At 63.2% G+C, this 12,056-nt stretch carries 10 protein-coding genes; 2 read left to right on the forward strand and 8 right to left on the reverse strand.

Annotated elements, in window-relative coordinates; genetic code table 11:
* Nucleotides 1–130: 130 nt before the first annotated feature.
* The 8 genes from ACLHHB_RS15505 to cysQ all read right to left on the reverse strand — a co-directional run bounded on the left by ACLHHB_RS15505 (nt 131) and on the right by cysQ (nt 9,024).
* Nucleotides 131–1,525, reverse strand: coding sequence for a hypothetical protein (locus ACLHHB_RS15505; RefSeq protein WP_410219184.1), 1,395 nt, complete (start codon nt 1,523–1,525; stop codon nt 131–133).
* On the reverse strand, nt 1,522–3,210 hold the full coding sequence (locus ACLHHB_RS15510) for a beta-1,6-N-acetylglucosaminyltransferase (RefSeq protein WP_410219185.1): 1,689 nt from the start codon (nt 3,208–3,210) through the stop codon (nt 1,522–1,524). The genes ACLHHB_RS15505 and ACLHHB_RS15510 overlap by 4 nt, the downstream gene beginning before the upstream one ends.
* Nucleotides 3,207–4,232, reverse strand: coding sequence for a glycosyltransferase family 2 protein (locus ACLHHB_RS15515; protein ID WP_410219186.1), 1,026 nt, complete (start codon nt 4,230–4,232; stop codon nt 3,207–3,209). The genes ACLHHB_RS15510 and ACLHHB_RS15515 overlap by 4 nt, the downstream gene beginning before the upstream one ends.
* An 87-nt stretch (nt 4,233–4,319) precedes the next feature.
* A complete protein-coding gene (locus tag ACLHHB_RS15520; RefSeq protein ID WP_410219187.1) occupies nt 4,320–5,357 on the reverse strand; it encodes a glycosyltransferase family 2 protein in 1,038 nt (345 codons plus the stop codon).
* On the reverse strand, nt 5,354–6,340 hold the full coding sequence (gene galE, locus ACLHHB_RS15525; protein ID WP_410219188.1) for a UDP-glucose 4-epimerase GalE: 987 nt from the start codon (nt 6,338–6,340) through the stop codon (nt 5,354–5,356). Before galE ends, ACLHHB_RS15520 begins: the two co-directional genes overlap by 4 nt.
* Nucleotides 6,341–6,343: 3 nt before the next feature.
* Nucleotides 6,344–7,240, reverse strand: a complete 897-nt coding sequence (locus tag ACLHHB_RS15530) for a UTP--glucose-1-phosphate uridylyltransferase (protein WP_410219189.1) — start codon at nt 7,238–7,240, stop codon at nt 6,344–6,346.
* Nucleotides 7,241–7,424: 184 nt separating this feature from the next.
* Nucleotides 7,425–8,225, reverse strand: a complete 801-nt coding sequence (locus ACLHHB_RS15535) for a 3-deoxy-manno-octulosonate cytidylyltransferase (RefSeq protein WP_410219190.1) — start codon at nt 8,223–8,225, stop codon at nt 7,425–7,427.
* 1 nt (nt 8,226) lies between these two features.
* Nucleotides 8,227–9,024 carry a 3'(2'),5'-bisphosphate nucleotidase CysQ gene (gene cysQ, locus ACLHHB_RS15540; protein WP_410219191.1) on the reverse strand — a complete coding sequence of 266 codons (798 nt, stop codon included), beginning with the start codon at nt 9,022–9,024 and terminating at the stop codon, nt 8,227–8,229.
* A 158-nt stretch (nt 9,025–9,182) separates the two neighbouring features.
* Here cysQ and ACLHHB_RS15545 point away from each other — a divergent pair, with 158 nt between their 5' ends.
* Together ACLHHB_RS15545 and dnaK are read left to right on the forward strand one after the other, a co-directional pair.
* Nucleotides 9,183–10,007 (forward strand): ABC transporter permease, encoded by an 825-nt coding sequence (locus ACLHHB_RS15545; RefSeq protein WP_410219192.1) that lies wholly within the window; start codon nt 9,183–9,185, stop codon nt 10,005–10,007.
* Between the two features lie 205 nt (nt 10,008–10,212).
* A partial coding sequence (gene dnaK, locus ACLHHB_RS15550) for a molecular chaperone DnaK (protein WP_410219193.1) occupies nt 10,213–12,056 on the forward strand: 1,844 nt, incomplete at its 3' end.

A 12,056-nucleotide genomic window follows, 5' to 3' on the forward strand; every position in this document is an offset into this window, starting at 1 on the left:
GCCTGAACGTCGAATCGGACGGCGATGCGGCGCTGGTGGCCGAAAAGCAGGCCGAACTGGCAGCCATTCTAAAGGGCTGAAGCCCCGCCCATCAATGGGGCCGCGCCACTAGGTGCGGCCTTTTTTGCGTTCAAGGGTCCCCGAAACCGAAGGTCACGTAGTCGCGCAGATAGGCGGCGCGCGCAGCATCGATCAGTGTCCTGTCGCGCAGGAAATCCGGCATCGGCGGGGACGACAGGTGGTGCAGGCTTGGATCGGCAATGCCTGTCGCGCGGGTCAGAACCTCGATCTCTTCGGGCAGGCGGTCTTCCCGGATCAGCATGTCGGGGGCGGCGAAACGTGAAATCCCGGCGATCACTTCGGACTGGCTGGCCCAACCGGCATGCGTGGGCAATGTTGTCTGGCCATTGAGATTGCGCCGCAGCAGCGTTAGGAACTGCGCGAACAGCGGCAGTTGCTCCTGAACCGACAGGTCCGGCAAAACCTCGTCCGCAGGCAGATCGACCCGATGGACATCGCGCAGCAATTGGCGCAGCTCCGGCGAAGCCTTGCCCAGCACCTGCCGGAAGGCCGACCAAGCGCGGTACAGCGGATGGCGAAGCACGGCAAAGCTGCGGTGGCCCGGATGCCGACGCTTCCACTGGCGCAGGCTGCTCTGGGTAAAGTCGCCCGAAACCGGTCCGAGCCTGTCCATCCAGTCCCGCAGCGCTGCGTTGGGTCCACCGCGGACCGGCATGTGCAGAAGACCCGTCCCCGCCTCGAGCGCGGCAAAGCCGGGCACCGAGGGGCCACGACCCGGCTCGAAATTCGGGATACGGTGCAACATGAAGGGATCGATCTGCGCCAGATCGTCCTGCATCTGGCCAAAGTTGCGGACCTTGTCAGACAGTTCGCGCGGGTTCTGTGGCACCTGGTCGCGCGCAGGCTCTACCCGGGCGATATCCCGGCGGCCCAGCCAATGCACCAGCCCGGTCATGACCTCGGCATCGCGCAGATCCTCATAGCCCAGCCAGAAGCCGGTCTGTCCGGTCACCTGCAGCCGGTGCATCACGCGCAGCTGGAACCGTTCGACCGCAGCCAGGGTGGCCTTGAACTCGGGACCGTCATAGGTGATGGCCGCAGGAATGGGTGTCTCGGTCTCGTTCAGCTTCCATTGGTTCGTTTCGCGGGCAAGGCAGGTCGAGACATAGCTGTCCAACGGGTTGCGGGTCAGGATGATCTTGGCGCAGCGTGTATCATGCAGGATGGCATCAAGGACCCGTGGATCATGGTCGTGGAAATAGCGGAACCCCGGCAGATGTCCGGGTCGGTCGAACAGGGCCTCCAGCAATCGTGCGGGATCGGCCTCCCGTTCGGCACGGGTGACGCCCTGCAGATCGTTCTTGTCGGGCCAGCCCATCATGTAGGGGTTGAACGCTTCGCCAAAGCACGTGATCCCCTTCTGGGCATTGAGCGTCGCCTCCAGCAGGTTCGATCCTGTCCGCATTTCGGCAAAGATGACAAAGCTGCGAAATGGCGTGCTCATTCGGCGGCCGTCCTTTCGGTCAGGGAGATCTCGGCAAGCGGCAGCCCGTCTCCGGACAAACGCGGGCGCAGTCCCGAATTGCGCAGGCGGCGCAGCAATTCAGCCAGCCCGTCCAGATTGCGCATCCGGGGCAGCCTGTCCAGCGGTCCGGGCGGGACCGGCAGCTGATGCAGCGCCTGCAGCAGAATTTCCTGGGGCCGGGCCAGGAAGTCGCTCAGTTCGTGGACATGCACCCGCGCCTTGACCCAGACCGAATTCAGCACGTCCAGATGCGCCAGCTCGGCCCGCTGCAGGAGGGCGGTGACGCGGCGGATGTCGTCAAAGGGCATGTCGGATTCCAGCAAGGGCAGCATCCACGCGCCGGCGATGACATGGATATGCGCATTCGGATCGGTGGCCATGAACCAGTTGAGGGTCTGGTTGTCGCGGGGGCTGAACTGGAAGATCTGCGTGCGGGTGGTGATTCGGATCAGCGCCGTCAGAAAACCGTGCGGATCCCGGTCACGGATCAGGGTGCTGGACGAAATGGCTCCGGGCCCGATGTCGGGGCGTCCGACAAACTCCACGGTTTCCGGACCCAAGAGATGTCCGTGCACGTCGGCCTCGACAATGCCGGTCAACCAGGTCTCGAATTCCGGAAACACGTCCGAAAACCCTTGGAACACCGCATAGGGTGCAGAGGTCTTGCCGTTCTCGGCGTCTTGGCGGGGAAAGCGGCTTTGCATGTAAAGCCCCGGCCGCCCCAGCAGGCGGCGCCGGACCGTGCGGTTGATCAAGCGCTCGAACCGCTGCGGCTGGGGCGGGCTGGTATCGCGCCGCACGTTGCCCGGCCGGGGAAAGTGCGCCAACAGCCGTACAGCCCCCGGCCACACCTTGCGCGCCACGAAGCACCGCGATTCCTCCAGCAGCAGGACATGATCGTCGTACAGTTGGTAAGGCCTGCCATCGTGATCGAACTTGGCAAGTGTCAGGGAATGGCTCTCGATACGTACGGTATGGCGGCGGGCAAGGGTCTGGAAATAGCTTTCGTCCGGGATCCAGCTGAGTCGGAAGAAGCGGTCAAATTCCGCCCGGCGCGGATCCTCCAGAATGGCCCGCAGGGTGCCAGCCGTCAGGCACCACCATTGCGATCCCAGGCAGGGCGTGATGCCTTTGGGAAGCCGCCGCCTGATCCCGACCCAGCGCTGCATGTCGACCATCCGGTCGAACAGCCAGCGCCGCCGCCGCCAGTCGATCGGAAAGAACAGGCTGAAGCGTTCCTCGTTCAAGCCGCCGACGGTCCAGCCGACATCATGGGCACTGACGCTCTCGATATGATCCCGTTCAGGATCCAGCGCCAGATAGGCCGCCAGATCCTGTACCGGCCGCAGCGGCAGGCAAGAACCCGACGCGAGATAAACATGCGTGATCTGGGGAAAGCTGTCCAGCAGCAGTTGCGCCGCATCCTGGGTCGCCCGCACCAGGCTGAACCGCCCCCAGTCGCAGCGGTGACGGGGCGAATGGACAATGCCCGGCAGATCGGCCAGCGCATCCTTTAGTTGCGCGACGGCGGTTGCCGGTGCCTTGGCATCGATATGGATGGCGACCCGCGCCCCGCCCCGGACCCAGATACGTGCCATCTGCGCGGCGATGTCCAGCCGGGCGTGGCAAAGCAGGATCACTCCCAGTTGCACCGGCCCCTTCATGCCCAGTTCCCGCGCGAGATCAGCCCCAAATCCTCGATCTGCCGCCAGTCATCGTATTCGCGCGACTCGCTGCACCACAGGTTGGTGCCGCGCCGCAGTCCGGCATGATAGGCCCGATATTCCTTGCTGTTGGCGTAATGCTGACGGCGGTCCAGTTCCTCGGCGGACTTGTCGGCAAAGGTGGACAGGAACTTGGCATGCAAAAGGCAGCCCGAGGCCATCTCGCCTCCGTTCTCGTCGTAAACAAGGTTCAGGTGGCGCGGCAGCAGCATATGAGTCGAACTGACATAAGCATTGCGCCAGTGCCATTTGACCAGCGGGATCTTGTTCAGCGCCGGTCCCGACAAAGGGTCGGCAGTAAAGAACCGGCGCGTGCGCGGGCCGCCCTGGATCCAGAGATTCCCGAAATGGTCGTTCTTGCTGATGATGTAGTTGGCCGGATCAAACCAGCGCGCGATGGAAAACGGGTCGCCGCCCTCGTGATAGACCTCATCCTCGATGTCGCCACGGGGATACATGTCCAGAAGCATGGCGGGAAAGGACTTTCGCCCTGACACGTCCAGCCAGTCGGTCAGCGCCGGCAGGGGGCGGCTGTCGCAATGAGGATAAATCAGGAACTCGTCCGGATCGACCGTCAGGCACCAATGCCCGCTGCCATGCGCCGTCAGCAGCCGATTGATCCAGTCCATGCCAAAGCGTGACCGCTTGTAGCTGGCATCGGTCCACCACAAGGATACGTCCGGCTGTTCGGCCAGATAGTTGCCGCTGCCGTCGTCGCTGTTGTTGTTCACGAACAGAAAGTGATTGATCCCCAGCTTGCGGTAATAGCCCAGAAAATGAGGCAGGCGCACCCGCTCGTTGCGAAGGGTCACAAAGGCCAGGATGTCGCCCTTGCGGATTGCGGCGGTGCGATTGACGACAGGCTTGAGGGCACGGCGCCTGTTGAAGGCCCGCGCGATCAGGTACTGCCGTTCGGCCCGACGACGAAGGCGCGCAGGAAGGGAGAGCTTGCCCATGCGCATCAGTTCAACCCGAAGCGGCGTCTGTACAATTCAGAATCCGTCATGGTTGTCAGGAATGGCCGGAGCTTGCCAACTTGGCAAGGGGTTTCAGAAACCCGCCTGACTTGGCCAGTCTCCGGTCCCCATCAGGCCAAGGTCCACCAGTTGCCGCCAGCCGTCATAACGCAGGGATTGTGATCCGCGAAGCACGGGTGCATCCGCAACGGCCTGATGATAGGGCGCATAAGCATCGGGATCAGCAAAATGCTGGCGGCGATGCAGTTCTTCGCGGGACCGCTCGACAATGTCGGGCAGGAACTTGCCATGCAAGAGGATGCCTGACAGCCTGCCTTCGCCCGGGCCGTCATACAGGTCGTTCAGCCGGGGCGGCAGAAGGGAATGGGTGGAATTGACATAAACCTGCCGTCGGTTCCATCGCATCAACGGCAGCTTGTTCAGCGTCGGTGCATGGCGCGGCGCGTCGGCAAAGAACACCCGTTCACGCACCCCGCCTTGGACCCACAGGTTGCGACGCGGCATCAGGCGCCGGCTGCGGTAGGGACCGGCATCGAACCACGGCAATTGACGGTGCAAGGGTTGGTCAGGTGGCGCATCGGCCTGACCCAGCGAACCGGTCGGGAACAGATCCAGCATCATGGCTCCCATGCCCTGCTGGCCGATGCGGTCCAGATGCGCCACAAGCTGCGGCAAGGGGCGGGTATCGTGAGACGGATAGATCAACAATTCATCCGCATCCAGTGTCAGGCACCAGTGCCCGTGCCCAAACTGGAACAGCAACGCCCCTGCCCAGTCCAGCCCAAAACGCGCCTCGCGATAGCTGGTGTCGCACCGCCACAAGGACACATCCGGCTGATCGACCAGATAACGGTCCGACCCGTCCTCGCTGCCGTTGTCGACGATCAGGAACTGCGCCACGCCCAGGCGACGATGATGGTCCAGGAATTCAGGTAAGCGCGGCATCTCGTTGCGCAGGGTACAGATGACCAAAATGTCATCACGCGCAATCGCTGCCGTGCGGTCGGCGATCGGGCGCAACCGACGCTGCGCCCGGATGGCCCGCCACAACAATTCCCGCCGCTTCCAGCGCAGACGATAGGCCTGCCACGCGGCCCGGGCCAGCGTCACTGGCGATAGTCGCCTGACTGATGCCAGCGCCAGGCATCCGCAATCATCTGCTTCATGGTCGAGCGGTCGGGGCTCCACCCCAGATCGGTCCGCGCCCGCTGGCTGCCGCAGACCAACTTGACCGCGTCGCCGCCACGGCGGGGCCCGTCAACCATGGGCACGGCGCGGTTGGTGACGTGTCGTGTTGCGTCCACCACCTCTCGGACCGAGAAACCGTCACCGGTGCCCAGGCAAAAGACTTGGCTGCCCTTGCCTGCCCGCAGCCATTCCAGCCCCTTCACATGGGCATCGACCAGATCCATCACATGGACATAGTCGCGGATGCAGGTGCCATCCGGCGTCGGGTAATCGGTGCCGTGGATGGTCAGCGCAGACCGCTTGCCGTCCACCGCATCCAGAATCAGCGGAATCAGGTGGGTCTCGGGGCGGTGGAATTCTCCGACCTCGCCATCGGGATCAGCGCCTGCCACGTTGAAGTAACGGAAGATCACATGGCGCAGCCCATGGGCGGCCTCGAAATCGAACAACATGTCCTCGATCGCACGCTTGGAAGCGCCATAAGCGTTCAAGGGTGCCTGCGGTGTGTTCTCGTCCAGCACCTCGCCGTCGCGGTCGCCATAGGTTGCACAGGTCGAACTGAAGACGAAGTCCAGACAACCTGCCGCCACTGCGGCCTCGATCAGGTTCAGCGATCCTGACACGTTGTTGCGCCAGTATTTTCCCGGCTCGGCCATGGCCTCACCGACCTGGCTCAACGCCGCGAAATGCAGAACGGCAACGGGCTGCCATTCCGCAAAGGCTGCGTCCAGCGACGGACGATCCATCAGGTCGGCCTGCACCAGCGGGCCGAACCTGACGGCATCGCGCCAGCCGGTCGAAAGATTGTCCAGCGTGACCGGCGTGAAACCGGCCTCTGCCAAGGCCTTGCAGGCGTGCGAGCCGATATAGCCCGCACCCCCTGTCACCAGAACGTTCTGAACCATCGATTACTCGGCAGCCCGCCGCATCGCCATGACCTGATGCAGGTATTCGGCAAACTCGTCCTTCAGCTCATCCCGTTCGAGGCCGAAGGCGACGGTGGCCTGAAGGAAGCCTGCCTTCGAGCCGCAGTCGAAGCGCTGGCCGCGGAAACGCAGGCCAAAGACGTCGCGCCCGGCCTCGATCTCCTCCGCGATGGCGTCGGTCAGCTGGATCTCTCCACCGGCGCCCTGCTTCAGCTTGTTGAGGTTCTTCATCACGGTCGGAGCCAGGATATAGCGCCCGATCACCGCCAGGTTCGACGGCTGGGTTCCGGCCTTGGGCTTTTCGACCATGCCCTTGGCGCGCACGATCGCGCCCATGTCCTCGGCGACGTCCAGCACGCCATAGGACGACACCTTGTCCGAGGCGACCTCCATCGTGGCAACCATGCTGCCGCCGGTTTCGCCATAAGCTTCAATCATCTGCTGCAGGCAGGGCGGCTCGCCCTGGATGACGTCATCGGTCAGCACCACGGCAAAAGGTTCGTCATCCGACAGCAAGCGGCGGGCGCACCAGACGGCGTGACCCAGGCCCAGCGCCTTGTGCTGGCGGATATAGGCGATGGCCCCCGAATCCATGTTGGTCTGGCGCAGGACTTCCAGCAGCTTGTCCTTGCCGGCCTTCTTGAGGTTGGATTCGAGCTCATGCGCATGATCGAAGTAATCCTCGAGCGCGCCCTTGCCGCGCGAGGTCACAAAGATGAACTCCTTGATACCGGCCGCGCGAGCCTCGTCGATTGCGTATTGAATCAAGGGCTTGTCGACCAGCGACAGGATTTCCTTCGGGATGCTCTTGGTGGCGGGGAGGAAACGCGTTCCCAAACCTGCAACCGGAAAAATGGCTTTCGTGACCTTGCGACCCATAACAACTACCTCTGTTTCACCGGCAGAAAGGGTGCTGCCGAATTTGGAGCCACTGCCTACACAGAGCAGCAGGAATTACAATGCTCAGCCTATTCCCTCGGCAGGCACTCGCCAACTGTTTCGAACAGCTTGTACAAATAATTCATATGAAACGTGGCACCAGTTCGGCAAAAATGCCTCTCATTCAATCTATTTCCATCTCCCGCATCATGCTCTCCAGCCGCTCGACATCCTGGGGATTGTTCAGCTCCCAGAACTGGCGGCCCCGCGCCTGAACCTCGACGCAGAGCAGATTTCGTCCACGCTCGAGGAAACGCAGCTGCTCCAGCCCCTCCAGCCGTTCCAGGATGCCCTCGGGCCATGTGGCATAGTCGGCCAGCGCCAAAGGTCGATAAGCATAAACACCGACATGGTGGAAGACGGGGCTGGGGGCATCGTCATCCACCGCGCCGGGAACAAAGGGAATGACTTCCTTGGAAAAATAAAGCGCGCGACCGTTGTGCCCGAAGACGGCGGTCGTCCCGCCCACGCGGCCTTCGCGGCGGTCGGCCAGCAGATCGGCGCGCATGCGGCCGGTGCAGCGCAGGACCGGTGTCGCGACCTCGGCCTCGGGCGCAGCCCGCAGACCCGCCACCAGATCCTCGACGAACCAGGCCGGGGTCAGCGGCGCATCGCCCTGCAGGTTCACGACGATGTCGGGCCGGGTATCCAAGGCCGCCACGGCCTCGGCGCAGCGTTCGGTGCCATTGCGACAGTCGGGGCTGGTCATGGCGACTTCGGCGCCAAAGGCCTCGGCGTGATCGCGAATCCGCGCGTCGTCGGTGGCGACAATGACACGGTCTGCCCCCTTGACCGCCATGGCGGCGTCCCAGCTGCGCCGGATCAGGCTGCGGGCCTGCCCGCCCCTGCCGCGCAGTTCCACCAGGGGCTTGCCCGGGTAACGGGTCGAGGCAAAGCGGGCGGGAATGATGATGACGACCGACATGTCACTCCTTGACCAGAAGAACGCCCGGGGCATAGGCAATGAAGAACGGGTTTTCGAAGCCGGGCTTGCCATAGCCCAGCGGCGTGTGATCGTCGAAGCGCACGACCATGCCGCCTGCCCCGCGCAGGACCGCGTCGCCCGCCGCCGTGTCCCACTCCATCGTGCGACCGAGACGCGGATAAAGATCCGCCTCGCCGGTTGCCACCAGGCAGAACTTCAGCGAACTGCCGGCGCTGGTCATGTCGCGCACGCCGTACTGGCCGATATACGCATCTGTTGCGGCATCCCGATGAGATTTCGACGCGACGACCATCAACCCGCGATTATCCGGCATGGGATTGACCCCGATCGAGGCGATCTCTCCGGGCGCATCGCCGAAAGGCCCCTTTTCCTCGACCGAGCGTCCGTCGGCGGTCGTATAGAACAGCCGCCCCTTGGCGGGGGCATAAACCACGCCCCGCACCGGCACGCCATTTTCGACATAGGCGATGTTGACGGTGAAATCGCCCCGGCGCTGCACGAATTCCTTGGTGCCATCCAGCGGATCTACGATCAGGAAGGTCCGCAGCGACTGGGCATGCGTTTCGGCCTGCTCCTCGGTTACCAGAGCAACGTCGGGAAAGGCTTCGCGCAATCCGGCCGAGATCAGGGCATCGGCGGCCTCGTCCGCGGCGGTGACGGGCGAATCGTCCGCCTTGGCACGCGTCTCGAAATCATCACTCTGATAGATTTCCATGATGCGCTCGCCGGCCTGCAGGGCCAGGCGCCGCATTTCCGTGGTCAATCGATCGAATTGCATGCACTTTCCTTTCCTTGCGGCGCCGCGCGGACCCCTGCCGGATTGTGTGACCCTGTTCCGATCCTTATGCTGTCCCGAGGTCAGGTCGGCAAGCACCGGTCCACCATGCCGGCAGGCGGTGCGGCATGCTTGCATCTTTTCAGGGGGACAAGGCGTCAATGCTGTTCAAGCAACGCAGGAACCGCAACATGGTGCAGGCCGCCGGGACCACGCTGGCGCTGATCTATCACCAGACCGTCTACAACCTGCGGACCGAACATCGCAACGCAGCCATCGGCCTGCTGCTGACCATCGTGCAAAGCATGCTGTTCGTGGCCGTGTTTCTGGGAATGTATTTCCTGGTCGGCATCCGGACATCGCCCCTGCGAGGGAACTTCCTGCTTTACATCATGTCCGGCATCTTCATCTTCATGCTGCATTCGCAGACAGCGGCGGCCGTGGCGACCAGCCACTCCGTATCGGCCGGCATCATCAAGCACGAGCCGCTGAACGCCGCCGTCCTGATTTCCGGGGCGGCCTTGGCAACGCTTTATCGCCAGACGCTCAGTTGCCTCGTGATCCTGGCCACCTATCATCTGGCCGTCACACCGATAGAGATCGAGGACCCGGTGGGCGCGGGGGGGCTGTTCCTGCTGTCCTGGTTCTCGGGCTGCTGCGTGGGGCTGGTCTTTCTGGGCATCCGGCCCTGGTCGCCGGCAACGGCCAAGGTGCTGACGAACCTTTACATGCGGGTGAACATGTTCGCCTCGGGCAAGTTCTTCGTGGCCAACACCATGCCGAACTTCATGCTGCCCTGGTTCGCGTGGAACCCGCTCTTTCACCTGATCGACCGCGAACGGGGATTCCTGTTCATCAACTATTCGCCCCACAAGACGATGCTCCTTTATCCGCTCTGGTTCTCGATCGCGATGCTGATGGTCGGGCTGCTGATCAACTTCACCACCCGCAAGTACGAATCGATCAGCTGGGGGGCCACCCAATAGGCTCGGCGCGCGCTTCCAGGCAGCAAGGACGGGCCGCAAGGCCGACTTTTGCCGCGATGCGGTGCTTGCGGGGCTGAATTGCATCCCTATATACACCGTCGAAGCGGCCCGGGGGTTCCGGACGTCGTTCAAGCAAGGGATCGGGCCGCGGGGGCCGTAACGGACCCGAAGCCTCAAATATCGCCGCAAGAAAGGTTATATGAATATGTCAAAAGTCATCGGCATCGACCTCGGCACCACCAACAGCTGCGTGGCCATCATGGACGGCAGCCAGCCGAAGGTCATCGAGAACAGCGAAGGCGCACGCACCACGCCTTCCATCGTGGGCATCACGGATGGCGAGCGTCTGGTCGGCCAGCCTGCCAAGCGTCAGGCCGTGACCAACCCCACCAACACCGTCTTTGCCGTCAAGCGCCTGATCGGCCGTCGCATGGGCGACGAGGCCGTTGAAAAGGACCGCAAGCTGGTCCCCTACAACATCGTGGACGGTGGCAACGGCGATGCTTGGGTCGAGGTGAAGGGCGAAAAGTACTCTCCGGCGCAGGTCAGTGCGATGATCCTGCAAAAGATGAAGGAAACCGCCGAGTCCTATTTGGGCGAGACCGTGACTCAGGCCGTGATCACCGTTCCGGCCTATTTCAACGATGCTCAGCGTCAGGCGACCAAGGATGCCGGCAAGATCGCGGGCCTTGAAGTCCTGCGCATCATCAACGAGCCGACCGCGGCCGCCCTGGCCTACGGCCTGGACAAGAAGGAAACCAAGACGATCGCGGTTTACGACCTCGGCGGCGGTACCTTCGACATCACCATCCTGGAAATCGACGATGGCCTGTTTGAAGTGAAGTCCACCAACGGGGACACGTTCCTGGGCGGCGAAGACTTCGACATGCGCATCGTCAACTACCTGGCCGACGAGTTCAAAAAGGAACACGGTGTCGACCTGACCAAGGACAAGATGGCCTTGCAGCGCCTGAAGGAAGCTGCGGAAAAGGCCAAGATCGAACTGTCCTCGTCCAGCCAGACCGAGATCAACCAGCCGTTCATCTCGATGGACAAGAACAGCGGGACCCCGCTGCACCTGGTCCTCAAGCTGACGCGCGCCAAGCTGGAAAGCCTGGTGGCCGATCTGATCAAGCGGACCATGAAGCCTGTTCAGGACGCCCTGAAGGATGCCGGCTGCTCCAAGTCGGACATCGACGAGGTGGTTCTGGTCGGCGGCATGACCCGTATGCCCAAGGTCGTGGCCGAAGTGACCGAGTTCTTCGGGAAGGAACCCCACAAGGGCGTGAACCCGGACGAGGTCGTGGCACTGGGCGCGGCCATTCAGGCCGGCGTGCTGCAGGGTGACGTCAAGGACGTCGTGCTGCTGGACGTGACGCCCTTGTCGCTGGGCATTGAGACCCTGGGTGGCGTGTTCACCCGCCTGATCGACCGCAACACCACCATCCCGACCAAGAAGAGCCAGATCTTCTCGACCGCCGAGGACAACCAGAACGCGGTGACCATCCGCGTCTTCCAGGGCGAGCGTGAAATGGCTGCGGACAACAAGATGCTCGGCCAGTTCAATCTGGAGGACATCCCGCCCGCGCCGCGCGGCATGCCGCAGATCGAGGTGACGTTCGACATCGACGCGAACGGCATCCTCAACGTGACGGCCAAGGACAACGGTTCGGGCAAGGAGCAGGCGATCCGCATCACCGGCGGCTCGGGGCTCGACGAGGCCGAGATCCAGGAGATGATGAAGAACGCCGAGTCGCACGCCGAGGAGGCGCGCGAGGCCAAGGAGCTCGCCGAGGCGAAGAACCAGGCCGAGGCGCTCGCATACTCCACCGAGAAGGCGCTCAAGGAGCACGGCGACAAGGTCTCCGACGAGGTGAAGACCGGCATCGAGACGGCGCTCACCGAGCTCAAGGAGGCCATCGAGACCGCCACCACGCCCGACGACCTGCAGCCAAAGGTGGAGGCGCTGGCCGAGGCGGCCCAGGAGCTGGGCAAGGCGGTCTATGCCGACGCCGGTTCCGGGGACAGCGGCTCGGGTTCGACCGAGGC

Origin of the sequence: Paracoccus sp. (in: a-proteobacteria), from assembly GCF_046462195.1 — a bacterium.
In the GTDB taxonomy this organism is placed as follows: Bacteria; Pseudomonadota; Alphaproteobacteria; order Rhodobacterales; family Rhodobacteraceae; genus Paracoccus.